This window comes from Candidatus Thiodiazotropha endolucinida, assembly GCF_001715975.1.
GTDB classification, from domain to species: Bacteria; Pseudomonadota; Gammaproteobacteria; order Chromatiales; family Chromatiaceae; genus Thiodiazotropha; species Thiodiazotropha endolucinida.
Map to the genome: position 1 here is coordinate 44,303 of NZ_MARB01000002.1, position 26,923 is coordinate 71,225.

23 protein-coding genes are annotated in these 26,923 nt (G+C 54.0%); 11 read left to right on the top strand and 12 right to left on the bottom strand.

Going from position 1 to position 26,923, the window contains the following annotated elements; all coding sequences use genetic code 11:
- Positions 1-6: 6 nt before the first annotated feature.
- Genes CODIS_RS01545 through gpmI form a run of 3 tightly spaced genes read right to left on the bottom strand, consistent with a single transcriptional unit; the run spans position 7 to position 4,257 of the window.
- Positions 7-1,344: a S41 family peptidase gene (locus tag CODIS_RS01545; RefSeq protein WP_069120974.1), complete on the bottom strand. Its 1,338-nt coding sequence runs from the start codon at positions 1,342-1,344 to the stop codon at positions 7-9.
- A 54-nt stretch (positions 1,345-1,398) separates the two neighbouring features.
- On the bottom strand, positions 1,399-2,697 hold the full coding sequence (locus tag CODIS_RS01550; RefSeq protein WP_069120975.1) for a murein hydrolase activator EnvC family protein: 1,299 nt from the start codon (positions 2,695-2,697) through the stop codon (positions 1,399-1,401).
- A 3-nt stretch (positions 2,698-2,700) separates the two neighbouring features.
- Positions 2,701-4,257: a 2,3-bisphosphoglycerate-independent phosphoglycerate mutase gene (gpmI, locus tag CODIS_RS01555; RefSeq protein ID WP_069120976.1), complete on the bottom strand. Its 1,557-nt coding sequence runs from the start codon at positions 4,255-4,257 to the stop codon at positions 2,701-2,703.
- 355 nt (positions 4,258-4,612) lie between these two features.
- Between gpmI and CODIS_RS01560 the strand changes: the two genes are divergently transcribed.
- The 4 genes from CODIS_RS01560 (at position 4,613) to CODIS_RS01575 (ending at position 7,057) form a co-directional block, all read left to right on the top strand.
- Positions 4,613-4,915, top strand: coding sequence for an ArsR/SmtB family transcription factor (locus CODIS_RS01560; protein ID WP_108275606.1), 303 nt, complete (start codon positions 4,613-4,615; stop codon positions 4,913-4,915).
- A 155-nt stretch (positions 4,916-5,070) separates the two neighbouring features.
- Positions 5,071-5,493, top strand: coding sequence for a rhodanese-like domain-containing protein (locus tag CODIS_RS01565; protein ID WP_069120978.1), 423 nt, complete (start codon positions 5,071-5,073; stop codon positions 5,491-5,493).
- A gap of 22 nt (positions 5,494-5,515) precedes the next feature.
- Entirely contained in the window at positions 5,516-5,992 is a 477-nt protein-coding gene (gene secB, locus CODIS_RS01570; protein ID WP_069120979.1) for a protein-export chaperone SecB, read from the top strand.
- 54 nt (positions 5,993-6,046) lie between these two features.
- Entirely contained in the window at positions 6,047-7,057 is a 1,011-nt protein-coding gene (locus CODIS_RS01575) for an NAD(P)H-dependent glycerol-3-phosphate dehydrogenase (RefSeq protein ID WP_069120980.1), read from the top strand.
- A gap of 33 nt (positions 7,058-7,090) precedes the next feature.
- Here the strand turns inward: CODIS_RS01575 and CODIS_RS01580 are convergent, their stop codons facing one another.
- A complete protein-coding gene (locus CODIS_RS01580; protein ID WP_069120981.1) occupies positions 7,091-7,555 on the bottom strand; it encodes a tRNA (cytidine(34)-2'-O)-methyltransferase in 465 nt (154 codons plus the stop codon).
- Between the two features lie 34 nt (positions 7,556-7,589).
- On the opposite strand from CODIS_RS01580, the gene CODIS_RS01585 reads away from it, so the two are divergent.
- Both CODIS_RS01585 and CODIS_RS01590 read left to right on the top strand, forming a co-directional pair.
- Positions 7,590-8,558 (top strand): dihydroorotate dehydrogenase, encoded by a 969-nt coding sequence (locus CODIS_RS01585; RefSeq protein WP_069120982.1) that lies wholly within the window; start codon positions 7,590-7,592, stop codon positions 8,556-8,558.
- Between the two features lie 18 nt (positions 8,559-8,576).
- Entirely contained in the window at positions 8,577-9,833 is a 1,257-nt protein-coding gene (locus CODIS_RS01590) for an HDOD domain-containing protein (RefSeq protein WP_069120983.1), read from the top strand.
- Between the two features lie 4 nt (positions 9,834-9,837).
- Here the strand turns inward: CODIS_RS01590 and CODIS_RS01595 are convergent, their stop codons facing one another.
- From CODIS_RS01595 to cysC, 3 genes are all read right to left on the bottom strand, one after another.
- The gene (locus CODIS_RS01595) at positions 9,838-10,854 is read right to left on the bottom strand and encodes an AI-2E family transporter (RefSeq protein WP_235615104.1); all 1,017 of its coding nucleotides are present in this window, start codon (positions 10,852-10,854) and stop codon (positions 9,838-9,840) included.
- Positions 10,855-10,894: 40 nt separating this feature from the next.
- Positions 10,895-11,293: a hypothetical protein gene (locus CODIS_RS21130; RefSeq protein ID WP_069120984.1), complete on the bottom strand. Its 399-nt coding sequence runs from the start codon at positions 11,291-11,293 to the stop codon at positions 10,895-10,897.
- Between the two features lie 63 nt (positions 11,294-11,356).
- Entirely contained in the window at positions 11,357-11,965 is a 609-nt protein-coding gene (gene cysC / locus CODIS_RS01605) for an adenylyl-sulfate kinase (protein ID WP_069120985.1), read from the bottom strand.
- Between the two features lie 152 nt (positions 11,966-12,117).
- Here cysC and CODIS_RS01610 point away from each other — a divergent pair, with 152 nt between their 5' ends.
- A complete protein-coding gene (locus tag CODIS_RS01610) occupies positions 12,118-13,314 on the top strand; it encodes a TraB/GumN family protein (RefSeq protein WP_069120986.1) in 1,197 nt (398 codons plus the stop codon).
- Positions 13,315-13,324: 10 nt separating this feature from the next.
- Here the strand turns inward: CODIS_RS01610 and CODIS_RS01615 are convergent, their stop codons facing one another.
- On the bottom strand, positions 13,325-14,554 hold the full coding sequence (locus CODIS_RS01615) for a multifunctional CCA addition/repair protein (protein WP_069120987.1): 1,230 nt from the start codon (positions 14,552-14,554) through the stop codon (positions 13,325-13,327).
- Positions 14,554-15,024, bottom strand: coding sequence for a DUF4124 domain-containing protein (locus CODIS_RS01620; RefSeq protein ID WP_069120988.1), 471 nt, complete (start codon positions 15,022-15,024; stop codon positions 14,554-14,556). The genes CODIS_RS01615 and CODIS_RS01620 overlap by 1 nt, the downstream gene beginning before the upstream one ends.
- A gap of 427 nt (positions 15,025-15,451) precedes the next feature.
- Here CODIS_RS01620 and CODIS_RS01625 point away from each other — a divergent pair, with 427 nt between their 5' ends.
- A complete protein-coding gene (locus CODIS_RS01625) occupies positions 15,452-15,775 on the top strand; it encodes a PilZ domain-containing protein (RefSeq protein ID WP_069120989.1) in 324 nt (107 codons plus the stop codon).
- Between the two features lies 1 nt (position 15,776).
- On the opposite strand, the gene CODIS_RS01630 is transcribed toward CODIS_RS01625, so the two are convergent.
- On the bottom strand, positions 15,777-16,247 hold the full coding sequence (locus tag CODIS_RS01630; RefSeq protein ID WP_069120990.1) for a c-type cytochrome: 471 nt from the start codon (positions 16,245-16,247) through the stop codon (positions 15,777-15,779).
- A gap of 135 nt (positions 16,248-16,382) precedes the next feature.
- Between CODIS_RS01630 and CODIS_RS01635 the strand changes: the two genes are divergently transcribed.
- The 3 genes from CODIS_RS01635 (at position 16,383) to CODIS_RS20350 (ending at position 24,695) form a co-directional block, all read left to right on the top strand.
- Entirely contained in the window at positions 16,383-20,234 is a 3,852-nt protein-coding gene (locus CODIS_RS01635) for a DUF3683 domain-containing protein (protein ID WP_069120991.1), read from the top strand.
- Between the two features lie 138 nt (positions 20,235-20,372).
- Positions 20,373-23,192, top strand: coding sequence for a phosphoenolpyruvate carboxylase (gene ppc / locus CODIS_RS01640; protein ID WP_069120992.1), 2,820 nt, complete (start codon positions 20,373-20,375; stop codon positions 23,190-23,192).
- Between the two features lie 201 nt (positions 23,193-23,393).
- Positions 23,394-24,695: an Ig-like domain-containing protein gene (locus CODIS_RS20350; RefSeq protein ID WP_083220494.1), complete on the top strand. Its 1,302-nt coding sequence runs from the start codon at positions 23,394-23,396 to the stop codon at positions 24,693-24,695.
- A 240-nt stretch (positions 24,696-24,935) separates the two neighbouring features.
- On the opposite strand, the gene CODIS_RS01650 is transcribed toward CODIS_RS20350, so the two are convergent.
- Together CODIS_RS01650 and CODIS_RS01655 are read right to left on the bottom strand one after the other, a co-directional pair.
- Entirely contained in the window at positions 24,936-25,613 is a 678-nt protein-coding gene (locus CODIS_RS01650; RefSeq protein ID WP_069120993.1) for a hypothetical protein, read from the bottom strand.
- Between the two features lie 430 nt (positions 25,614-26,043).
- On the bottom strand, positions 26,044-26,478 hold the full coding sequence (locus CODIS_RS01655) for a bacteriohemerythrin (protein ID WP_069120994.1): 435 nt from the start codon (positions 26,476-26,478) through the stop codon (positions 26,044-26,046).
- Positions 26,479-26,923 lie beyond the last annotated feature (445 nt).

Below are 26,923 nucleotides of genomic sequence, written 5' to 3' on the forward strand. Positions count from 1 at the left end.
CTCCACTCAACTTGTGGTTTTCTTGCTACGCAGAATGGCCAGACCCTTGAGCAGATTCAGTGCCTCACCCAACTGATAGTCTTTCTTGACCATATCCCGGTTCTCATCGGCCTGACTCTCTTTATTCTCTTCACTCTTTTTCGTCCCTTTCCCATTTCCGTTTCCATTGAGAAGATGACCGGAAAGATTCGACTCCTTGATCGGCTTGACCTGGGTATCCTCCGCTTTCGAAACGGTCAGGTCCTCCAGTTCGATATCGGGTTCGATCCCTTCCGCCTGGATCGAACGCCCGGAAGGGGTGAAGTATCTTGCGGTCGTCAACTTGACCGCGGCAGTGTCGGTAATGGGAATGATGGTCTGCACCGAACCCTTGCCGAAGGTGCGGCTACCCATGATGACGGCGCGATTCTGATCCTGCAGTGCGCCCGCCACGATCTCCGAGGCCGACGCCGAGCCTTCATTCACCAGAACCACAATCGGTGCACCATCGAGAACATCATCCGGCGCCGCTTCGAAGCGTAGCTGGGAATCGTTCTCTCTCCCCTCCGTGTAGACGATCAATCCGGACTCCAAAAAGGCATCGCTGACGGAAACGGCGGCATTCAATACCCCGCCAGGATTGTTTCTCAAATCCAGCACCATGCCCAGCAGTGACCCTTCCACTTCGCCTTTCAGTCTATCAAGGGATTTCAGCATGTCACTGGTGGTATTTGTCTGGAACTGGGAGATGCGCAGATAGGCAAAACGTTCATCCAGAAGACGGCTCTTGATACTGACGACCCGGATGATGTCGCGCACCACGATAATCTTGAGCGGCTTCTCTTCCCCCTTCCGCACGATGGTCAATTCGAGCGAGGTGCCGGGTTTCCCGCGCATCAGGGCGACCGCTTCGTTCAAGCTGAGCCCTTTGACCGGGGTGTCATCGAGGCGAACAATCAGGTCACCGCTACGGACCCCCGCACGCTGAGCGGGGGTGTCGTCAATGGGGGAGATCACTTTGACGAAGCCGTCTTCCATGCCCACTTCGATACCCAGGCCGCCGAATTCGCCCTTGGTGCCCACCTGCAGCTCTTTATAATCATCCGCATCCAGATAGTTGGAATGAGGATCGAGACCGGAAACCATGCCGCGAATCGCGTTCTCCAGAAGCACCTCATCCTCAACCGGCTCCACATAGTTGGCCTTGATGCGCCCGAAGATATCGGCAAATGTACGCAGCTGTTGCAGGGGCAGGCTCTCCAGCTCCTCTTTCGCCAGTGTCTGAAATGCGGTCAGTGAGAGACTGACACAAACTATAATCAGACCAAGACCTCGCAGAGAAGCTTGTCTTACTACTCTTATCATCTGTTTTACCTATTAACTTACAGCTAGGGCCTGTTAACACTCATCCAATCGGCCCTAGCTCAATGGTTGTACGGCAGTTTGTCCAATAGCCAAAGGCATCACCGGCGTTGACCCTTGAAAAGTGTGAGTGATTGCATAAAAAGATAGTTCCTTTTGTCTGATTTTACGTCCCCAATCGGCAATTTTTCTGCCTTTTATGCGCTGACACCACTGGATCGGGTTTTTCGGCTGTCCATTGTGTCTGATGCCGAAATAGACCCCGGACGATGTCCGGCCGCCACTGTTGCCCACCTGGGCCACCACCTCTCCCGGCTCAACCCACTCGCCGGTCTCTTTGAAGAGGCTCTGGTTGTGGCCATAAAGGCTCATGTAACCGTCGCCGTGATCGATGATCAGCAACAACCCGAAACCCCGCAACCAATCGGCGAAGGCGACCCTGCCGTGGTGAATGGCGTGAACCTCCTGCCCTTCCGGAGCCGCGATGAGCACCCCGTCCCACTTGAGTTTACCCACTTCCCGCTCCGACCCGAAGCGCGCCACCAGCCTGCCGCGGGAGGGCCAGGGCAGTTTGCCTTTACGGGAGTTGAAGGGAACATGAGCGGTGGAGTCGAGGGGGATGTCAGAGAGCGCCTGCTGGATCTGTGCAAGCAGCGATCGAAGTTGCTTCTCATCCGACTTGAGACCATCCAGCTCCGCCCCTTTGTCCTTCAAGCGCTTGTTGAGACTCGCGATGATCTTCTTTCGTCCGGTCCTGGCCGATTCAAGCTGTCGTTTCTGGTTTTGGTTCTTTGACAACAGCTGTTGCAAACGCTGCTCTTCCTGAGCTATCTCCCGCTCGATGCTCCGTAGATGCCGCAGACTCTCTTTGATTGTGTTCATCTGCTGCACACGGGCCGAGTTGAAATAATCGTAGTACACCATAATACGACTGACTACCGCGGGATCCTGCTGATTGAGTAGTATTTTCAACTTTTCCTGCCGCCCCATGGCATAGCCCGCGCGTAGCTGCCGCTCAAGCGAGGCACGGTGCTGATCCAGGTGAAGGCGTGCATCGGCACGCTCACTTTCAAGCCCGGCAAGACGGCGCTTCTGTCGGTTCAAACTCTGTTCCGTCACCCGGATTCGGCGGGCAAAGTCTCCAATCTGCTTCTCTGTATTTTGCAGGGCCTGGCTTTGTTGCTCCCACTTGCCATGGGTTGAGCGTAACTGTTTCTGCAGTGATTGGATGCGTTCTTTTACCTGCTCCAGTTTGGCTCTGGCCTCTTGTTCGGACTCCTCTGCGATAATGGGGTGGGATAAGAGGCTAAGCATCAATCCCAGTGAGAGAACCATCAGGCCGCTCGCCCGCCCCATCTATCAAACCTCCCGCGTAAAGTTAATCAATGGATGACCTTGCATCTCATCAGGTTGAGCCAGTCCCATGATTTTCAGCAGCGTTGGCGATATATCGCACAAGGCGCCGCCCTCCAGCAGTTCCGCATTGCCCCGGCCAACATAAACCAACGGTACCGGATTGGTTGTATGCGCCGTGTGCGGCTGATGATTCTCATGGTCTTCCATCTGTTCGGAATTACCGTGATCCGCAGTGATCAGCAGTTCACCGCCTGCCAGACGAATGGCCTTCAAAACCCTGCCCAGACAATGGTCCAGGGTCTCGATGGCGATTTTTGCCGCCTCATATTTCCCGGTGTGCCCCACCATGTCACTATTGGCGTAATTGCAGATGATGACATCATGTTTGCCATCCCCAATCGCCGTCACCAGATGATCGGTGACCTCCTCGGCGCTCATTTCAGGCTTCAGATCATAGGTCGCCACCTTGGGCGACGGCACCAGGATACGCTCCTCCCCCTCAAACGGCCGCTCACGACCGCCATTGAAGAAGAAGGTGACATGGGCATATTTCTCCGTCTCGGCCAGTCGCAATTGGCGCAACCCCTGCTTGGAGATGGTTTCACCGAATACATTACGCAACTTTTCCGGAGGGAATGCGACCGGTATCTCGAAGCGTTTGTGGTAGCGGGTGAGACTGACGAACTCACCTAGACTGGGACTTTGCTTGCGTTCGAAACCCGCAAAGTCCTCTTCGACGAAGGCGCTGGTCAACTGACGGGCCCGGTCTGCGCGGTAGTTGAGAAAAAACACTACATCGTCATCACCTATGGTTACCGGTTCCTCTCCGGCAGGCACGATAGACGTAGTCTTGACAAACTCATCACTCTCTCCCCGTAGATAGGCATCAAGCAGGCCTTGTCGGGCATCTTCCACCTGATAGTTCGCCTTACCCGCCACAAGCAAATCGTAGGCCTGTTCGGTTCGATCCCAGCGGTTGTCACGATCCATAGCGTAGTAGCGACCGCTAAGGGTTGCGATCCGTCCTCTGCCCAATTCGGCAAAAACAGCGTTCGCCGCAATGATCGAAGCCTCGGCACTCTTCGGCGGGGTATCCCTACCATCCAGAAAGGCATGAAGATAGACATGTTCCGCCCCCCGCTCAACGGCCAGCTTGATCATGGCATGAATATGTTCCTCGTGGCTATGGACGCCACCGGGAGAGAGGAGCCCCATGATATGTATCGACTTTTGCCTGGCGATTGCCTTGTCAACCGCTTCAGTGAGGGTCTTGTTAGTAAAAAAAGAGCCTGTCCTGATCGAGCGGCTGACCCGGGTAAACTCCTGGTAGACCACCCGTCCAGCCCCCAGGTTGAGATGACCCACTTCGGAGTTACCCATCTGCCCTCCCGGGAGACCGACAGAGGCCCCGGACGTATTGATAAGGGTGTGAGGCTGCTCACGCCAAAGGCGATCCCAAACCGGCGTAACTGCATTGTCAATGGCGTTGGCTTCCGTGTCCTCGCTATAACCCCAGCCATCAAGGATGATCAGGGCAACCGGTTTGGGTCTCTCCGTCATTATTTGTTCTCTGAATATCTACTACTCATGATTAGGCCAATCGCCCATTAAATCACCAATCCCCGAAGCAAGCCAGAATCCACGGGAAGTCGGGATTAGCATGCCAGAATCGCGCACTGATTAACCGGATAATATAAAGGGGTTCTCATTCGGTGGAAAAACAGCGTATTATTGTATTAGGGCCTGTTAACATTAATCCGATGGGCTCTGTCGCGCCTTGCCGGATTGACGATCGTCCCGGGAGGGCCGACTGGATTAGTGTTAACAGGCCCTAGTTACTGGTAAAAAGGCTGGTTTCATGGAAAACAAATACGACAAAAGCACCCAACCCCTCAATCTCCAGGAGACAGAGGGGATGGAAAATCTATTTGCCACCGATGAAGACGTCGACCGTGCTTCGCGCTCACTCAAGGCCATGTCCCATCCGTTGCGCCTGAAAATACTTTGTACTCTGGGCGGCCAGGAGGTGAGTGTACAGGATATTGTGGAGCAGGTAGGCACTTCACAGAGCAATATCTCTCAGCATCTTGCCATACTACGGGATAAGGGCATCCTCGCATCCCGAAAAGACGCCAATCGCGTCTATTACCGGGTCAGCGATTTTCGAACCCTTAAACTGATCGGAATGATGCGCGAGGTCTTCTGCACACACAGCTGAAGGCTGATTCTGCCCGTTCCCGCCTCAGGCGGGCTGTCGCTGATTAGTGATGTCGAATCATTTCTCATGGTTATCGGCAATCAGCCCTTAACCCTATTGCCCTCCTGTTATAAACTCTCCCCCCCTTGATAGATTAATCTGCATAAGAGGCACCAATGCAACAGCTCATCGAATTCACGATGAATCACTGGATACTCGTCCTTACGTTTGTCGTAGTGGCCGGATTCCTGATATTCAACCTGCTTGTCGGTGACAAAAACGCCGTCGATCCCGTCGCCGCAACTGAGCTGATCAACCATCAGGATGCCGTGGTGGTGGATGTAAGACCGGCAGCCGACTTCAACAAGGGTCACATCATCAATGCGATCAGCATACCCAGTAACGGTTTCGCCAATCAGATAGGTGTACTCAATAAATACAAGGAGAAACCGATAATTATCAGCTGTCGCTCCGGTGCCCAGTCCTCTGCAGCCACTGCGCAACTGAAAAAAGCCGGATTCGAACAAGTTTACAACCTGAAAGGGGGTATACTTGCCTGGCAAAGTGCGAATCTTCCCATTACCCGGAAATCCAAGTAGCCCCACCTCATAGGAAGCAGTCATGACAGATGCCAAACAAGACGAACAGAATCGAGAATTCGCCCTGCAGCGAATCTATACCAAGGATATCTCATTCGAAACACCAAACACGCCGGCGGTTTTCCAGCAAGAGTGGAAACCGGAGACCGGCGTAAACCTCAACACTGAGGTAAACAAACTCTCTGACACCGCATATGAAGTGACGCTCTCTGTCACGGTGACCACTAAGGTGGGAGACAACACGGCCTACCTGGTAGAAGTCAAGCAGGCGGGGATCTTCAGCATCGCAGGCTTTCCCGATCAGGAGATGGGCCCGCTGCTTGGCGCCTACTGCCCGAATCAGCTGTTCCCCTTTGTACGCGAGGCCATCTCCGACATTGTCATGAAGGGAAGTTTCCCGCAGTTGGTGCTGCAACCGGTCAATTTCGATATGTTGTATGCACAGCATCAACAGGAGTTGGCGAAAAAGGCACAGGCCGAGAGCGAAGCCCAGCACTAAGCCGAATGGTTACTTGGTAACAGGCCCTTATGAACTCGAAGCGAATTCAGCGCCATGGATGAGCCGAATAACAGTACCATCGCGGTACTCGGGGCCGGATCCTGGGGAACAGCCCTGGCGATACTGCTCAGCGGCAACGGCTACAGGGTCAGCCTATGGGGTCATCTGCAAGAGGAGATCGAGGCGCTGATCCGGGACCGGGAAAACAAGCAATACCTCCCGGGGGTTGGATTTCCACCGTTGCTTCATCCTGAAATCGAATTGCACAAGGCCTTACACGGCGCTTCAGAGATCCTTATCGCCGTACCCAGCCACGCCTTTCAAAGTGTTGCCTCCAACATAGCCCCCTTGCTGCAAGCCCAGCCCGGCATCACCTGGGCAACCAAGGGTTTTGAGCCGGAAACACAGCAACTTTTGAGCGAGGTTGCCGCCGAACGGTTGCCCGGTCGAGAGCTGGCTGTCGTCTCCGGACCGACCTTCGCCGGCGAGGTGGCGAGGGGATTACCCACCGCTGTCACTGTTGCAGCCACTACAACAGAACACGCGGAACGCATTGCCGAACTCCTCCACGCCCCCTGGTTTCGTGCCTATACCAGCGATGACCTGGTCGGGGTACAGGTAGGCGGCGCCAGCAAAAACGTCCTTGCCATTGCGGCCGGTATCGCCGACGGACTCGGGTTTGGCGCCAACACCCGAGCTGCATTGATCACGCGCGGGCTGACTGAGATCATGCGGTTGGGCCTCAAACTCGGCGGCAGGCAGGAGACCTTCATGGGGCTTGCCGGACTGGGCGACCTGGTATTGACCTGCACCGACAACCAATCCCGCAATCGCCGCATGGGCCTGGCCCTTGCCGAGGGTCTCTCCATGGAAAAGGCCCGGTTGAGTATCGGGCAGGAAGTGGAAGGGGTACACGCGGCCCAGGAGGTCTACGCCCTGTCGCAAAGGCATGGCGTGGAGATGCCGATATCCGAGCAGGTCTATCGGGTGCTGTATGAGGGATTGGCGCCTAAAGAGGCCGTGCACAACCTGCTGGAGAGGCGGCAAAAGGCCGAAGGTCTGTAATTCAATGCCGGAAACCCCTCAATCCAAATCCAATCAAACTCCTCCCTCGAAGCCCGCTTGACGCCAGGCCTCATAGAGAATCAACGAGACCGCGTTGGAAAGATTCAGGCTACGACTGTGCGGCAGCATGGGAATACGGATACGTTGAGTCGCTTCCAATCCGCCCAGCAGATTTGCCGGCAGGCCCCGACTCTCCGGACCGAACAACAGCGCATCACCGGGTAAAAATGTCACATCCGCATAGCAGCGCTGCGCCTTGGTGGTGCAGGCATAGAGATTTTTCGGCGCAATCCTCTCCATAAACGCCTCGATGGTCTCAAACTCCCCGACATCGGCCCACTCCCGGTAATCGAGCCCGGCCCGCCGCAGCCTTTTATCATCCAGATCGAAGCCCAGGGGGTGAATCAGATGTAATTTACTGCCACTATTGGCACAGAGGCGTATGATATTACCGGTATTCGGTGGAATTTCCGGCTCGTAGAGTACAACATGAAACACTCCTCACCCCCGGCTGGAGAAAAAGAATAGATTGATGAACAATAGCGGCCCCTCAACCCTGCAGACAGCGTTCTGTGGACTTAAATTCAATTCACCCATTGTACTGCTCTCAGGATGTGTCGGTTTCGGCGAAGAGTACACAAGGGTGAGCGGTTTTAGCAATCGGGATGCCGGCGCCGTCTGCCTCAAAGGGACCACCCTGGAGCCACGCCTGGGCAATCAACCCCATCGAGTCTATGAAACACCGGATGGTATGTTGAATGCAATCGGACTACAGAATCCCGGTGTCGATCATGTCATCAATGAGATTCTTCCCTCCCTCGACTTCACCGAGACCCGTTTCATCGCCAACGTCTCCGGCTCCACGGTGGAAGAGTATTTTGAAGTCACCCGGCGTTTCGACGACTCACCCATCGATGCCATAGAGATCAATATCTCATGTCCCAACGTCAAGCAGGGCGGTGTCGCTTTCGGTAACGATCCGGCGATGTCGGCACGCGTGGTGGAGGCGTGCAGAAAGGCGACACGCAAGCCACTGATCACAAAACTCTCGCCCAATCAGACAGATATAGCTGCCAATGCAAAAGGGTGTATTGAGGCGGGGAGTGACGCTTTCGCCGTCATCAACACCCTGATGGGCATGGCGATCGATATCGATAGCCGTACCCCCCTGATAGGCAATAACCAGGGCGGCCTTTCCGGGCCGGCGATAAAACCGGTGGCGCTGTTGAAGGTCCATCAGGTCTATCAAGTCTGCCGCGATCACAATATCCCCATCATCGGCCAGGGGGGGATTGCTTCGGCAGAGGATGCCCTTGAGTTCATGATCGCAGGCGCCAGTGCTGTCGGTGTGGGCACAGCCCTTTTTTATGATCCGTTAATTTGTAAAACTATCAATACTGGGATTATGCGCTATATGGAGCGCCACAAACTGCAATCAGTCGATCAGCTCGTCGGGACACTGCAGTTGAACCAACAACCGACCGCAAAATGTGGTTGCTGAAAAAGGATAGTCTTAAGCATGAGTGAGATTGTCGTACACCCCACACCTGAAATCCTGAAGCGGTTTCATCCCCTGGATCAACTCAACGACATTCAACTTGAGCTGCTTGGTCGTTCCATACAGATCCATTCAGCCGGGCGGGGTCTTAAGATCCTGGAGCAGGGAGATATCACGCCATTCAGCCTCTACCTCATCAAAGGCAAGTTACGGCTTCTCTCCACTGACGGCCGGGTCACTGAGATCCTCGATGACTCCCCTCAGGCACAGAGCCCCATCGCCAATTTGATCCCCAGACGCTACACCGTAGAGGCCATGTCCCCAACGGACTACCTGGTGATCGAAAACAGTCTGCTTGAGGGCCTTTTGAATGACGATGAAGGGTTTACCGCGACCGAGTTAGGCAGCGATAGCCAAATCATAGATCCGATACTTGCCGAAAGCAGGATGACACAGGTCCTGCTCGATGACCTCAATACCAACCGACTGGTATTGCCGAGTCTACCCGATGTGGCCGTACGTGTTGGCCGGGCTATGCGGGACGAAACAACCAATGCGAGAAAACTGGCCAATATCGTCCAGACCGATCCGGCGATTACAACCAAGCTCGTGCGTGCCGCAAACAGTCCTCTCTATGCCGGTGTGACGCCGGTCGACTCCTGTGCCGCCGCGATCGTCCGCCTGGGCGCCGACACGACCCATAAGCTGGTCCTGACATTCGCATTGAGAGAGTTGTTCAATACACATTCGAGTGTCTTGAAAGAGCAGATGCGCCGGTTATGGGAGCATAGCGTCAAGGTGAGCGCTATCTCTTATGTCCTAGCCAAAATCTCCGGTCGCTTCAATGCCGAGCATGCCCTGCTTGCCGGACTACTGCACGATATCGGCAACGTGGCAATTCTCAGCTACGCGGAAAACTATACCGAGGTCGCCAATGACAATGAAAAGCTGGCGCAGGTAATGCACGATCTACGTGGCCCCATCGGTAGCGAGATACTGCGTAGCTGGGGCTTCATCGACGACCTGATACTGGTTACGGAAGAGGCGGAAAACTGGTTACGGGAGCATGGAGGGGAGGGGGATTATGCTGACCTGGTCATCGTTTCCCAACTGCATACCTATATCGGCAGTGATGAGATGAAGCATCTGCCGACCCTTGATCAGGTCCCTGCTGTAAAACGGCTCAATCTGGGTGAGTTGACACCAAAACTCAGTCTGAAGATCCTGGACAAGGCGGAAGAAAAGATTGCCCGCGCCAAACAGATGCTGACGGCCTGAGATCTTATCCGAGCATGGCAGCCAATCCACGAGTGTCGTGATTGCTGTCGAGTACGATCTTCATGGTCATTGTCAAAGGCACCGAGAGAAACATACCCACCGGCCCCAGTATCCATCCCCAGAAGACCAGGGAAATAAAGACGATCAGCGGCGATAACCCCAGGCCTTTTCCCATGAAGCGCGGTTCAATGACATTTCCCACCAGGCTGTTCACCACCAGGTATCCCACAGCCGTCCATAGACTCGCCTGTGGTCCGAACTGAATCAGTGCCAGCAGTACCGCCGGTACCGCGGCGATGATGGAGCCGATATTGGGTACATAGTTGAACAGAAACGCCAGCACTCCCCAGAGCACCGGATAGTCGATATCCAATATCCACAACCAGACACCGATCAAAATGCCGGTCAACATGCTGGTCGAGGTCTTGATCACCATATACTGCTTGATACTGGATGTGATTGCCTTCACTCTGGCCAGTGATCGCTCGGGACTTTCCGCGTGATTTTTCAATTTTGCCTGGAATGCATTCGCCTCCAGCAGCATAAAGATCACGGTAATCAGGATCAGGAAGGCCTGGGTCAGTACATTGCCGAGGCCGCCCATCAACTTGCCGGCCATCGCCATCGCCTTCGCCGGATTGAAATAGGTCGTGATGGTCTGAACATTGAGTTCCACACCCAGGGTGGAGAGCCAGGTGACAAAGTTGGTGCTTTGCAGCTTTAAACTCTCCTGGTACTTGGGCAGATTGTTGGTGAAGTCATCCAACGACCCGCCGACCAGCCAGGCCATCAGCACGCCTGTCACTATGATCATACCGACGACCAGTATCATCGCCAGACCGCCGGGCACGCCTTTCCCCTTCAGAAAAAACAGCGGTGGCGCAGAGATAACGGCGATAAAAAGAGATAACAGAAAAGGGATGAGTAATGTATCGGCCGCCTTCATACCCGCCACAACCACCACGAATGCAGCCATGGACAGCAGAAAACGGGAGGTGGGCGAAAATTGGTGTGGCTGCACGTTCACTGCTTATTCGTTATATCAGGCGCTTGCGGGATTGCTACTTAAATTCAGGAAGTTGGCTGTTCAAATACCATTTTTCCTGCGCTTCATCGTAGAGCCACTCCTGCTGATCCGCGATCTCCTTTACGACCTGGCTCTCCTGAAACACAAATTGGATAACCGCAGTCTGAACAGCACGCTTATCACCCAGCATGGTCGGTCCCTGAATCACCTCATAACCGGTTACCCTGATATTCGCACGCCCCGGGGTTCTGTCCGTCGCAGCATGTTCCGGATCTTGAAACTTCGACGCATGTTGACCTGAACTCCAACGTACGGTCGCCTCGTAGCTGCGTAATGTGTCTTGCAACGTTTGTGCGCGTTTACGCTCCCCCAAGGTCTGGCATGCCGTGAGCAGGCTTATCAACGCAATGGTGATGATTAATCTATGTGACAACGATTTTTCCTCCTGAAGGCGAAACGATCTAGGGCCTGTTAACAGGCCCTAGGCAACCGGCCGCTATACCACCTTGGTGGGTATCACACCTCGCTGTTCCAGTGCCTCGATCAACTCATGAACGCACTCCTGTACTGTCCGATCCTGAGTCTCTATGACTATCTCAGGTTTATCCGGCACATCATAGGGCGCGGAAATTCCGGTGAAGTTCGGTATCTCGCCCGATCGCGCCTTTTTGTAGAGCCCTTTTACATCCCGGGTCTCACACACCTCCAGAGGACAGCTTACGTAAACCTCAATAAAATCCCCGTGAGGAAACAACCCTCTGGCTCGCTCCCTGTCTTCACGAATGGGCGAGATAAAGGCTGTAAGGGCGATCACACCCGCATCCACGAACAGCTTTGCCATCTCCCCGATTCGACGGATATTTTCACTCCTGTCTTCGGTACTGAATCCAAGATCGCGGCACAAGCCATGACGAACGTTGTCTCCGTCGAAGACATAGGTGCGACACTCCCTCTGGTGCAGCTCCTCCTCCAGCGCATGGGCCAGTGTTGACTTGCCGGATCCTGAGAGCCCTGTAAACCACAGCAACTTGGCCCGGTGCCTGTTCATCTTTTCACGCCGTTCACGTGTGACCGTCGCTTCATGCCAGACAATGTTTTTGTTCATCACGCTCAATCCACCACTCCAAGTCAGTTGCCTACGCTACCTGTAAATTGGAAATCAGGCAAACGCCATACAAAATTCAAGCGAATTATCCACACTCTCCAATGCAGAGGCTGTTAGAATGGCAGGCTTTTGTAACTGAATGACATAACACCATGCCCCAGACAGATCGGGAACCACAACGGGAAGTGATTCTTGGCGATAGCAAGATAACCCTTTTGGGCACAGCCCACGTATCGCGCTCAAGCGCGGAAAAGGTTAAACAACTCCTTGAAACCGGTGACTACGATGCGGTGGCGGTAGAGCTGTGTCCAAGCCGTTACAATGCGCTGATCAATCCGGACGACCTGGCAAAAATGGATCTGCTAAAGGTCGTCAGGGAGAAAAGGGTGATGATGGTGATGGCGAATTTAGCCCTCGGCGCCTATCAGCAAAGGCTGGCCGACCAGTTCAACATCTCCCCCGGAGAGGAGCAGAGGGAAGCTATCCGCCTTGCCCGGGAATCCCATCGCGACCTGCTGCTGATCGACAGGGAGATCAGCACCACACTCAAGCGGGTGGCAGGCAATCTTTCATGGTGGAAGCGGTTTGCCCTCTTCACCGGCATCCTCGGCACCATTCTGTCCAAGGAGGAGGTCTCCGAAGAGGAGATCGAGCATCTGAAAGAGGGAGATATTCTCGAGACGACCTTCGCCGAATTTGCCGAAGACCGCCAAGACCTCTACCTACCGCTGATCGACGAACGCGACCGATATATGGCCGCCAGATTATTGCAGGAAGTCACAAGCAAAGGGCATGAAGATCTGTTGGTTGTAGTGGGCGCCGGTCATATGAACGGTATCGCCAACTACCTGCAAAATCCTACCGCCACTCCTGATGAGCAGATCAGGCAACTCGAACAGGAACCCAAACCCAGTCGCTGGCCGAAGCTGATTCCATGGATCATCGTGGTATTGATACTGAGCGGCTTTATTATCGGCTTTCAACGCAGCCCATCATTGGGTTGGCAGCTGGTGGTCGACTGGGTCCTGATAAACGGCGGCTTGTCCGCCCTGGGCGCTTTACTCGCCGCCGCCCATCCGTTGACCGTCTTCACCGCTTTCTTCGCGGCACCGCTGACCTCACTGAATCCGACCATTGGCGCCGGCATGGTGACCGCCGCCGCTGAGCTGTTTCTACGCAAACCGACAGTTGCCGACTTCGCGCGTCTGCGCAACGACACCACATCATTTCGTGGTTGGTGGAAAAACCGGGTCTCCCGAACCCTGTTGATTTTTCTTTTCAGTACCCTGGGTTCGGCGATTGGCACCTATGTCGCCGGATTCAGGATTTTCGAACGCCTGGTCGATTGAGCCGCCATCCTCAATCGACGGCTGCTTCGAGCGAGTTCATTACGTCACTTATACGCTTAATCCTCTCTCGACGAATCGCATCGCCTAACAACCTGCCCATCAGCGTAGGATCAAGGGTTGCCGATGACACCTCTGAGGCAACCTGGTAGATGCGCATCAGATCATGCGCTTGAGGGTAGGGACGTTGCCGAAAACCCAGTCGTCCCTGGTAATCTGCCTGACACACCAGGATGAATTGCTGTAAGCGCTGCGGTTGGCGAAAGGCATCCAATCCAGCAAGCAGTTTCAGAACCGTTTTCGGCTTTAAATCGTATAATCGATGCAGATATCCATGAAATGTGGCACAACGGCAGGCCAGTTCGCGAAAACGGGTCGGCGCCTTAATACGACTGCAAAACCGTTGAATCGCCTTTACGCCGCGAGCCTCATGGCCATAGTGACTTGGCAATATTTGCTCTGGGGTGGTCGCCTTACCCAAATCGTGGGTAAGCGTGGCGAACCTGACTTCCGGATCATCACTCAAGTCAACGGCGACCTGTAGCGCCAACATAGTATGTTCACCGCAATCCACCTCCGGATGCCAATGCTTCGGCTGGGGAACGCCCCACAGCGCATCGATTTCCGGAAACACCCGTTGCAACGCCCCCACCCCTCGCAAAGTCTCGAAAAAGGATCTGGGACATGGCTCGCCAAGCGCCCCGGACAGCTCTTGCCAAACCCGCTCCGGAACCAGCTTGTCAAACCTCCCGGCCGCCACCATTTCAACCATCAGGGCCTCAGTCTCAGGCGCCACGGTAAAGCCGAAATCGGCATAGCGTGCCATGAAACGGGCGACGCGCAGAATGCGGATGGGGTCATCGACAAAGGCATCGGAGACATGACGAAGCAGGCACCTTTGCAGATCTTCACGGCCGCCGAAAGGATCGATCAGCCGTCCCTGCTCATCCTCTGCCATGGCATTGATGGTGAGGTCACGCCGGGCAAGATCCTGCTCAAGGGTGACCGGACCATCGTCGGCGAAGTCGCCTTTGGCGCCATCCGCAGATCGTCGACTGCGGGCAAGCGCATACTCCTCATGGGTTTCGGGATGGAGATAAATCGGAAAATGGCTGCCGACCTGCTGAAATCCCCGGGCCAACATGATATCGGGATCGGCGCCTACAACGACAAAATCACGCTCCTTGACCGGCCTGCCCATGAGCCTGTCTCTGACGGCCCCGCCTACCAGATAGGTCTGCATCAGTAGCCGCGGATTTCCTTGAAATTTTTCCGTGCGGCCTCGACTTTATCCTCCGCCTCTTTGATGCGGTCGAAATATTCGGGTTTGATGCGGCTTCTTCCACCGCTCAAATATTGTCGATCATCATCGCCAAGCTCCTTGGTCCGTTCCAGATCGGCTTCAGCATCTTCCAGCTCCTCGCGCGCCTTGGATAACCGCTCTTCTCGAGAAGCCTTCTTCTCCAGACGTTTTGCCCTGGCCTCTTCCATTGCCTTGCGGATGGCCGCATTGCGCTCCTCTGTATCGAGTCTCGATGCCTCGGAGGGACCCGGCTGGATTTCGATCTTCTCTACCGTACTGTCTGTCTTCGGCGGTGTATCGGTATAGGTCACATTACCCTCGGCATCCACAGACCGGTAGACATCTCCCGCTTGCAGCAGGGCCGGCAAGGCCGCTATCAACGATGCCAGAACTGTTATACGTATATCCATGCTAATCCTCGACTACGCGGTTGATGACCTATCTCATGCCTGAGTGTGGACTACACACACTGCAGGCACCATGATTTTGAGCAACCACTGTTCGCGTTTGATCTAAACGTTAAGAGGCCCGTACTCATTAGACAACAATCTTTCGCTTCATTCATGAATCATTGAGTTCAGTCATGGCTATCATAGGGTCTTCCCGTGATCGCTCACAAGAGATAACTTCAGCAGCAAGCGACAAGTTACTGCTGTCATTTCCCCCGGGATTGGCCTACAGTCTCTCGAGATGGCCACAGTATCCTTCGCAAGATTGTGTAAATCCAGGAAGAAAACGACTGGTTTGTGCTTGTTATCGCTACATACTGGACTCTAAATTGATAGATTAGAAATCCAGGGGTTCCATATCTGACAATGCCGAGGGGAGACATTAGATATGAATGACTTTATCGAGAAGCGCGACTTTTATCGGATGGTGGTGGATGGCGAGGTCCGATACCGTATCGAAGGCGAGAGTCAGGTCTCCACCGGCAAGGTAAAGAATCTCAGCAATTCAGGCCTGCTGATGAGCTCCGACAGGGAGATGGCACCCGGCACCAAGATAACCATTGCCATCATACCGGGTCATTCCATCACGCCCCCTCTGCTGGCGGATGCAAAGGTAATTCGCAGCGATTCCGCCGAGAGCGATCAATTCAATATCGCCTGCAGTATCGACCGCATCCTGACGGAGAGCGACACCGGCCCCGATTTTCCCTGATTCAGTTTTTGTACTTCTTATGGCAGGCCTTACAGGCTTTGCCCGTCGTCTCCAAAGCCTTGCCAAGGGACGCCTTATCTCCATTGACAGCGGTTTCACTCAGGCTCCTGGCCGCCTCTGCCAGTTTCTGATACTTGGCTTCGAAGTCATCGAATTCCATCCAGATTTCCGGCAGCGCATCACTCTCCTCAGATTCTGAATCCTCGGGAAAGCCTGGCAACAGATTCAGCCCGGAGGCACTTGCCAGGTCTTTTGCATGATGGGCGAACACCTTTTGGTCGAACGGAATCTTGCCTTTCATCATGTTGGACATCGCCTTCATATTCCAGCCGAAGACATTCATCACGCCCTGACGGTATTCGACCGCCCTCTCTATGTCATCGGCCCAGGCTACCGGCGATGCGCATATCAACGATGACGCCAGCGTCAAGGAGAGCATACTCCCAGTGATACTTTTGTTTTTCCACTTCATCGAAAATCCCCCATGAATCGACAGGATGATGTATTGATAAATTCTATAATTGTAAACTGAAGGGCCATTCTTTTTTAGGCTACAATAGTCGATCTGATTGTTACCTCGCCACACGCCTCCTGACCCTAGACCGATATGCAGCCATCGCCACGAATACGTGAGATTCCTTACAACTATACGTCCTTCTCTGACCGGGAGATCGTCATCCGGTTCCTTGGCAAGCCCATGTGGGAACTGATCGAGGAGCTACGGGGAACTCGCCGCACCGGACGCTCTGCAAGGATGCTGTTTGAAGTACTTGGCGATATGTGGGTTATCAGCCGCAATCCCTACCTCCAGGACGACCTGCTCGACAATGAATCACGTCGAGAGGCCCTGATCGGGGCGTTGAAACATCGCCTTGATCAATTCGAAAACCGCGCCAACGGCAATCAGAAGGCCTTGACCCTGTTGCTTGCGGCACGGGAAGCCGTGAACAGCTTCGATCGGCGATTTGACGAACTGATAGCGTTACGCCGCAGCAGCAAGACCAATCTCATCGGTTTGACCCGGCCAGACAACGTGGATTTCAGTGGATTCGCCCGTGTCTGCCATGCCACGGACGCAACCGACTGGCGGGTAGAGATACCCTTCGTTGTGATCACTCCCGACTCCGAGCAGGAGATCGCCCCCATCGTCAAGGCATGCATCGATTCCGGATTGACGCTGATCCCCCGTGGCGGAGGTACGGGGTACACCGGCAGCGCCGTACCTCTCGATCCCCATAGCGCCGTAATCAATACCGAAAAACTCGATTTCATCGATCAGATTGAGTATCGCGCATTGCCCGGTGTCGATGACAAGATCCCGACCATCCGTGTCGGCGCCGGTGTCGTTACACGCCGTGTTTCCGAGATGGCGGAGGCAAACGGTCTCGCCTTCGCGGTCGATCCCACTTCCCAGGATGCCTCGACCATCGGCGGTAATATCGCCATGAACGCGGGCGGAAAGAAGGCGGTGCTCTGGGGTACTACCCTCGATAATCTCGCCAGCTGGCGCATGGTGATGCCCAATGGTGAGTGGCTCGAGATCGAGCGCCTCAACCATAATCTTGGCAAGATCCATGAACAGGAGGAGGTACGGTTCCGGCTTACCCGCTATCAAAGCGGCAACAATACGCCGGAAGCCGAACCAAAGATCCTCAGCATGCCGGGAAGCGCCTTTCGCAAGGCGGGTCTCGGTAAGGATGTCACCGATAAATTCCTAGCCGGGCTTCCCGGTGTTCAGAAAGAGGGCTGCGACGGCCTGATCACCTCGGCACGTTTTATCCTGCACCGGATGCCGCAACAGGTACGCACCCTGTGCATGGAGTTTTTCGGCAGCGACATCGGTAAGGCAGTACCTGCCATCATCGAGATCAAGCGCTATCTCGACAGGCACGATGAGGTTCAACTGGTCGGCCTGGAACATCTGGATGAGCGCTACTTGAAAGCGGTCAAATACTCCACCAAGGCACCCCGCCATGAGCATCCGAAAATGGTGCTGTTGGCCGATATTGCCAGTGACAATGAAGAGAGGCTGGAGCACACGGCCACAGAGGTCATACGCATGACAGAGGCCCGGGAAGGGGAGGCCTTTGTCGCCAGCAGCCCGGAGGCGCGCCGCAATTTCTGGCTCGACCGCGCCCGCACGGCAGCGATTTCAGCCCATACCAACGCCTTCAAGATCAACGAGGATGTGGTCATCCCACTGGACAAGCTGGCCGACTACAGCCGCGGCATCGAACGTATCAATATCGAGGAGTCGATCAAGAACAAGATTCGAATCGCCGAAGAGGTTATTGCCTATCTCGCCGGTGACCACTCAATGCGCAAACCGGATGACGATTTTGAGACGAGTGACGAAAACCGCTCCATCCTACAGGCGAAGCTCGATCTGGCGCGGGAGGCGGTGACACAGGCCCGCCAACGCTGGCACTCGCTGCTCACTCAGCTCGACGCCCCCGCCGACGCCCATGGCGCACTCTTAGACGAGGCTGTTCAGCGCACAGTCCAGCCCGGTGACCGATTGCTCGACCTGCTGCTCAGACGCGACCTGGTGGTCTCTTACCGCAACGAAATCGCCACCCGCCTGGATGAGATATTCTCCGGGCAGGAGGTACGCCGAATCCGCCGGGCGATGCGTGATATCCACGCCCGTCTGCGAGATTCCCGCCTGTTCGTCGCCCTGCACATGCATGCCGGCGATGGCAATGTGCACACCAATATACCTGTCCACTCAGACAACTATGCCATGCTGCAGCAAGCAGACCGCATTGTTGACCGTATAATGGATCTGGCGATCTCTCTCGGTGGGGCGATTTCGGGAGAACATGGCATCGGCCTCACCAAACTGCAATACCTGGAAGCGGATAAACTCACCGCTTTCGCTGAATACAAACAGGAGGTCGACCCCCAGGGCCGGTTCAATCGCGGCAAGTTGATCGAGGGTGCCGATCTGGAGATGGCCTATACGCCCTCGCTGCGCTTGCTGGAACAGGAGGCCATCATCCTCGAAGAGAGTGAATTGGGCACACTCAACGACGAGATTAAGCACTGTTTGCGATGTGGTAAGTGTAAACCGGTCTGCATGACCCACATACCCCGCGCCAATCTGCTCTATTCTCCCCGCAACAAGATCCTTGCCACCGGTCTGATCGTGGAGGCCTTTCTCTACGAAGAACAGACCCGTCGCGGTATCTCCATGCAACACTTCGCTGAGATGAACGATGTCGCGGACCACTGCACGGTCTGTCACAAATGCGAAAACCCCTGCCCGGTCAATATCGATTTCGGTGAAGTGACGACAATGATGCGAAAAATCCTCGTGGACCGGGGTAAAAAGCGCAGAAACCTCGGCACAGCCGCCGCGTTGACCTTTCTCAACATCACTCACCCCGCCGCCATCCGCTGGCTACGCAAGGGATTGGCGGAATGGGGCTTCAAAGGGCTCAATCTCGGTTACACCCTGGCTGGCAAGGCCGGTATGCGCAAGCCCAAAAACCAACCACCCAAAGCCACCACAGGAACACCAAAGCCCCAGGCAATGGTGGTGGAGATGGTGCAAAAACCGATACGGGTCGAACCGCTCAAACTGACCCTGCGGGATGCCCTGAAGCTGGAGACCACAGACTCTGTGCCGATTCTGCGCAACCCAAGAAAGGTCAATGAAGAGAGTGATGCGATTTTCTATTTTCCCGGTTGCGGTTCTGAGCGTCTGTTCAGTGAAATCGGTATGGCCACCCTTGCCATGCTTTGTGAACTGGGGGCGGAGACGGTCCTGCCGCCCAGCTATCTCTGTTGCGGCTATCCGCAAACCGCAGCCGGCCTCCACGAACGCGGACATCGCATCACCACCGAGAACCGGGTCCTCTTCCACCGTATTGCCAATACCCTGAACTACATGGATATCAAGACCGTGCTGGTCTCATGCGGCACCTGTATGGACCAACTGCTGAAATATCAGTTCGAGAAGATCTTTCCCGGCTGTCGCCTGCTCGATATTCACGAATACATGATGGAGCGGGGAATCTCGTTACCGGGTGATCAGCAGACCGAGTATCTATACCACGATCCCTGTCACACCCCGATCAAACACTACACACCACAACAGGTTGCCAGCAACCTGATGGGCAAACCCATACTGCTGAGCGACCGCTGCTGCGGCGAAGCGGGCACACTGGGAACCAGCCGCCCCGACATCGCCAATCAGTTACGCTTCAGGAAATCGGAAGAACTCCACAATGGCATAGATAGACTGCTCAAAAATGACCCGGCTGCCGTACCGCAGATTAAGCTTTTGACAAGCTGCCCAGCCTGCCTGCAGGGACTCAGTCGCTACACCGACGAGACCGCCTTAAGACCTGAGTATCTGGTGCTTGAAACCATCCGACAGCTGCATGGGGAGGCGTGGCAACAGCGTTTCATCGATCAACTGATGCAGGACGGCATCGAGCTTGTATTGGTCTAGCCAGACGTTATCCCCCTTATTCACATCGACTGTCGTTTCAATATTATTTGAGTGGTTCGGGTGTAATCATGTGCGCCTTACTTCTGCTACTGTTTACTCATACTCAATACAATAATAAGCATATTTAAGGTGAGTTTTATGACCGATACCTTCGCGAAAGCCTGCATCAAGCATGATAAGGCACTGCGCCAGCGCGTACACTTGTTCGGCGTACTGCTGGGTGAAGTCCTGCACGAACAGGTGGGCAAGGAGACTTACACAGTCGTTGAACGGTTGCGTAAAGGCTACCTGAAACTGCATGCAAAACCTGATCGTGCACTCTATAACCGCCTCACCCGACTGATCGAATCCTTGCAACCGGAGATGCTCAGTGCCGTGGTACGCGCCTTCAGTATCTATTTCATGCTGGTAAACATCGCAGAAGAGGCGTTTCTGCATCGTCAACGCCGGCGTATTGCAGGCAAGGGCAGCGAGCTTTGGGAGGGGTCTTTCGATCACACATTGCGTGGCTTCCGCAAACAGGGCATTGCACCACAGCAACTGCAAAACATTCTCGATGATGCAGCCTATATACCGGTTTTTACCGCCCACCCGACAGAATCGAAACGCCTGGTCGTCATGAAACTGTTACGGCGAATATTCCTCACAAGCGAGGTGCTGGATGCACCGAAACGCGGCATAAACCAACGGCAAGCGGCGATTAAATCGCTCAAGACGCAAATCCAGATCTTATGGAAAACCGAAGAGGTGAGGGCGGTGCGACCCGAGGTTCGGAATGAGATACGTCTTGGGCTTTACTACTTCCAAAACAGCCTGTTTGAAGCTATCCCCCAGGTTTTTCGCCGCCTTCAGAACGGCATCGACCGGGTCTATGCCGACCATCAGGAGTATCATGGTATCCAGTTGCCACCCTTTATTCGATTCGGTTCCTGGATCGGCGGAGACCGTGACGGCAACCCCTTTGTCACAGCGGAAGTCACCCGCCTTGCACTGAAACTGCAACAGCAAACCATACTGGGTGAGTATATTCGTCGTGTCGACAAGCTGATTGCGGAGCTGACCTTCTCCGACAGGTTCTGTACCCCCAACTGGTCGTTCAACGAGAGCCTCAAATCCGACAACGAACGTTATCAAGCCTTCTTCCAAGACAATCCCAGACGCTTCGAGGATGAACCTTACCGGCGTAAATTGTTCATTGTTCGCGAAAGACTGAAACAGTCACTGCAAACCGTCGAGGCGGCGCCAACGCCAATACAGGATTCGAATCCGGAAGCCTACACCACCGAGACAGCCTTCCAACGTGATCTCAAGCTGATATCTCATTCATTGCTCAGCCATGGCGATGAAGATGCCGCAGAGGGTGAGCTGCAGGACCTGATCCATCTTGCCGAGACCTTTGGTTTCTACCTGGCACGCCTCGATATCAGACAAGAGTCCTCCCTGCACACGAGTGCCGTGGCTGAGATTCTCCGTATTACCGGCGATGAGACCGAGTATCAGAAACTGAACAGTCAGCAGCGCATACAATTGCTCGACAGCGTGATTACCGAGGGTACGACACAACCGTTGCAGGTGGATAAACTCTCTCAAGAGACCCGTGACATACTTGAGGTATTTGACCTTATTGCGGACAGTAAACGCGATATCAGTCCCCTCGCGATTGGACAGTATGTAATTTCCATGACCCACCATGCCAGTGACATCATGGAGGTCGCATTCCTTGGCAGCCTCTCGGGTCTTATCGGTCTGCAGAACGGCGCCTGGTTTTGTCAGCTTGAAATTTCACCCCTGTTCGAAACCATCAATGACTTGAAGAACAGTGAATCGATCCTCGACGAACTGTTTTCCAATAGTTGTTATCGGCAGCTGCTTAACGCCAATAATGATCGACAGGAAGTCATGCTCGGCTACTCGGACTCCGCGAAGGATGGCGGGATCATGGCCTCAGCCTGGAATCTCTATCAAACCCAAAAGCGTATTATCGCGCTTGCGGAAAAACAAGGTATTCAGTGCAGACTCTTTCACGGTCGTGGAGGCACGGTAGGCCGTGGTGGCGGCCCCACCCATCAATCCATTCTTGCCCAGCCCGGCAATACGGTTAAAGGGGAGATAAAATTTACCGAGCAGGGCGAGGTACTTTCAAATAAATACAGCAATTTCGAAACCGCCATCTTCGAATTGACCATGGGCATCACCGGGCTTTTCAAAGCCAGTCTTGGTGAAGTACGCGATATCAGGGAGGAGAAACAACAATATCTCGAAGCCCTGGAAGAGATCGCAACCATCAGCGAACAACATTTTCGAAAATTGACCGAAGGCACCGACGGCTTTCTCGACTACTTCTATGAGGCCACACCGGTTAACGAGATCGGAATGATGAATATCGGCTCACGTCCCTCGCATCGTAGTAAGGGCAATCGTTCCAAATCATCGGTCAGGGCTATTGCATGGGTATTCGGTTGGGGACAAGCAAGGCAGAACATTCCCGGTTGGTACGGCATCGGCTTTGCGCTTGAGCAATGGCGCAGGCAAAAGCCAGGCCGCATGAAAACCCTGCAGGCTATGTACAGGCACTGGCCCTTTTTTCACGCGCTACTGAGCAATGCTCAGATGGCGCTGTTCAAAACCGACATGACCATCGCCTGGGAGTACGCCAACCTCTGTGGTGACAACTCCACACGGGATCGAATCTTCAGCGAAATTGAACTCGAATACGAGCGGACCAGGAAGCAGATTCTTAAGATAGCCCGAATAGATAATCTGCTGGATGACATGCCAGTACTGCAAAAATCGCTCAGTCGTCGCGACTCCTACCTCGACCCCCTCAACCACATACAGCTGGGTCTTCTCAGGCACTATCGCCACACCGATCTCCAGGAGGAAGAGGAAGAGATGTGGTTGCGTCCGCTACTGCGTTCAATCAACGCCATTTCCGCTGGACTGCGAAATACCGGTTAACCGTATCGCAAAGGATAGGATGCCCTGCAGCTGATCTTGTCATCGAACATTCCGGTCTCAACCGGACATGTTTGTGAAGCTGCTTGCATATTTGTGAACTCAACCATTGGTCATCACTTTTCTTTACTGTAGTTTTCTCACCGTGCGCCGATTAAAAAGAAGCGATTCGGCAGACCCTGTCTGTTGGTGCATCAAATAGAAATGCAGATTAAGAATATGTTGTTGATCAAGAATAAAACTCTGGTGGTGATAGTCATAGCACTGGGAATTACGCTGAGTGCCTGCGGCGGCGGCTCGAGCAGCGATACTTCGAGCACCAACAGTACTGAGCAGAACAACACTCAAGACCAGGCAGAGCAGGATACTCCGGCTGCCGGTGATGAAACCCCACCCGAGACAGAAGAGACAGCACCACCTGATCCGGTGCAGACAAACCAACGGCCCACCGCTCGGGTGACTGCCTCACAACTGGCCACATCGGGTGAGACCGTGACTTTGGACGGTTCCGGCTCAAGCGATCCGGATGGAGATACCCTGAATTTTATCTGGCGTCAGACCCAGGGATCATCGATCGGCTTGGTGAACGTGGCAAGTCCAACCCTCAGCTTCATAGCTCCAAGCGTCGAACAGGCAACCACCTACAGTTTCCTGCTGCAGGTAAACGATGGCGAGCTCTCCGACAGTGCGGCGATATCCATCACCGTAACGCCAATGGTGGACAGCACGCCACCCACCATCGTGGCAAGAGTACCACAACCAAGCGCCACCGATGTCTCAGTCACAACCAGTATCCGTGTGGATTTTGACGAGCCACTGCTGGAATCCTTGATCAACAATCAAAGCCTGCAGCTAAGTGTCGATTCCTCCCCTGTTTCGGCAAGCGTCAGCTACGACGACCAAAACAACCGCCTATCGCTGACCCCTGATGCGGCACTTACCGCGGCAACAACATACACTGTCACCCTTGCCGGTAACCTGCAGGACCTGGCCGGCAATCCTGTGGCGAGTGTCAATTGGAACTTCACTACGGGATCACAATATAACCTGGGAGAGACACCACAAAGCACCATCGATCTCTGTATGAGCACAAGCGATAAGGCTATGCTAAGCCTGATCAACGACGCCAGGGCCGTAGCAAGATCCTGCGGCACCACCAACTATCCGGCGGCGCCGTCGCTCGCCTGGCACTGCAGCCTCGAGCAGGCCGCTCAAGGCCACTCCACATCGATGGCCGACAACAACTTTTTCAGCCATACCGGTCTTGACGATTCAGATCCGGGAGACCGTATTACTGCTACTGGGTATATCTGGCGCACATATGGCGAGAATATCGCGGCCGGTTACCCTGATGAGGAGAGCACCGTGTCCGCTTTGCTGGACAGCCCCGGTCATTGCGCCAATATCATGAATCCCGGTTTTAGCGAAGTGGGTACCGCGGTTGCTGAAAACTCCGCATCCACCTACGTCATCTACTGGACGCAGAATTTTGCCGACAGATTCTAGGGGCTGTTTAAAACAATCTGAAGATCAGACCGGTAAAAAACCTAATCGAACAGGCCGCGAATAGGCATAAATCACCACAAAATAACCGCTACTCTACCGTTCCACGCTCCTGGGAGGGAATGCATATCCATAGGTGCTCATTCCCATTCTATTCTGCCACCCGTATGCGTCTCCGCCTTTTTGTCGATTGTCTGTCAGCTTACTCTCTAACCGACACGACACGGGCCAGCGTCTGCGAACTTATTCGACCTGAAGTGATTTGGCCCGTGCTTTTATCTGTTCCATGCGCGCAACTCCCTGTTCGAAAATCTCTCCGCTCGCATCGGGAATAGGTTGACTTACCGCCTGGGTGAGGAGGGCTTTCAGCTGGACCGGATCAAACAGGGTGACTGCGGCCTCGAACTCGGCCTGATCGGCACTCAACAGGGCAGGCAGCAGCTCATCCTGGGCAATCGGTGATTCAGGATCCAGAAGGTCCGCCACCAGGGGGCTTTCAAGCAACTCATAATGTGCCCGGCGAGCTATCTCTTCTTGTTCCAACTCTTGATGCGCAAGGGAGTCATTCCCCGAACCCTTCCACACCGATCGCATGATCACTTCCACCAGTTTTTTAATCGCCTCTTTGTTGGGCGTTTGATCATCAGCCAGGCGACATGCTGTTTCATAGGCCTGGTCGAGCCGTTCCTTCAATCCCAAAATGACATCGCTCTGTTCATGTGGACCTAGCGCCACAGCCTCTCCGACCAGGCCGCGTAAATATCCGATATAGGCCACCAGCTCCTCATGATCGCGGCGCTGGGCCTCCCTCAATTGCGCTTGTGTCAGCTGGCGGGCCGCCTCAGGGAAAAGGGGATTCTCATGTTTTCGCAGCAGATGGCGTTCATGCCTTCCCGGGCGCTCACTAAACAACAAACTCATATTTAACTCTGTCAAAGAAGAGGTCTAGATAGGGAGTTTTACCATGAAAAGGCAGTCAATGGGCATATTCCTGACCTACGCGACGTTCACCATCGGAAAGTACCAGGAAAGGAGAAATAGTCCAAATTTTGCTCGTGAAGCGCCTATTAATAGCTAATTTATTGATATTAATCAGTTGTTTCTGCGTCAAGAGCAATTACCCTACTCTGCGCAGTGTTAATGCTGCACAGCGTTTACATCGAGTTGCGTGAACTTTTATGGTCAGTGTCAAACTTGGAGGACATCACCATGTTAGGTAGTGAAAAGGCAATCGTTGGAGCAATAGCCATTTTGGTACTCGGAATTGTCGCCGCAGTACTGCTTGGCTGAATGAAAATGGGCGGTGGAGTAGCCTCTACCGCCCTGGCCTCCGCAAATCAATCGATCGGTGTTACATGACCTGGCTGAGAAACTGTGCGGTAACCATGTCCATGCTCTTCACATGCTGGTCAAACCAGGCCCGCCATTCAACAAAGATATAGTCGGCAAGCTGCTGTAATCCCTGCTCCCTCAACCACTGATCCTGCACTGACTCGATTCGTGTTAGCACCTCAGCATGCTCCGCCTTATGTACAGGGTAGGGCGGAAAGGCATAGCTTTCCATCAATCTGTTTTCACCCTCGAAATGGGCACGAGTATGCTCCACCCACTCAGCCAGCAGATGGCTGATCTGTTCAGGATCGAGAGCGCCATCAATGGCTTGCAACACCATCTCACCCAGCCGATTGATCAGGCCGACCTCCTCCATGTGGACTTCGTTCATGGATGTCAGGGCCACACTTGGTAATTCAGTAATATCAACCACGGGCAAATGATATGGACTCACGATGGACTCTCGTAGCGGCTGTCGGAAACCGTGGCATGCTACTCGATTGACCTGTACAGACCTTTGATTTCGATCAACACTCTGCCAGATAAGCCACGGGGATCGACCGATTGTTTGTCTGCAAGTGAACCATATTATTCAACAAATCATCGATATAGATATTACAAAGCTTAATGCCTTATAAATATTATGGTATTTGATTGCAAATATTGAAATTCAATTTTTTCGCACCACGTGTATACATATAACCAGATCCAAGGGACTGGTTGTAAGGCAAGACATAACGACTCTTTATTTAAGGTGTTTGTTAAAGGAGGCTACAACTATGTTAGGCAGTGAAAAGGCCATTATCGGCGCAGTCGGTCTCATTCTGCTCGGTATTATTGCATCGGTACTCATCGGATAAGCGGCATCGCCCGGTGATGGGATTATCTCAGTCGCCGGG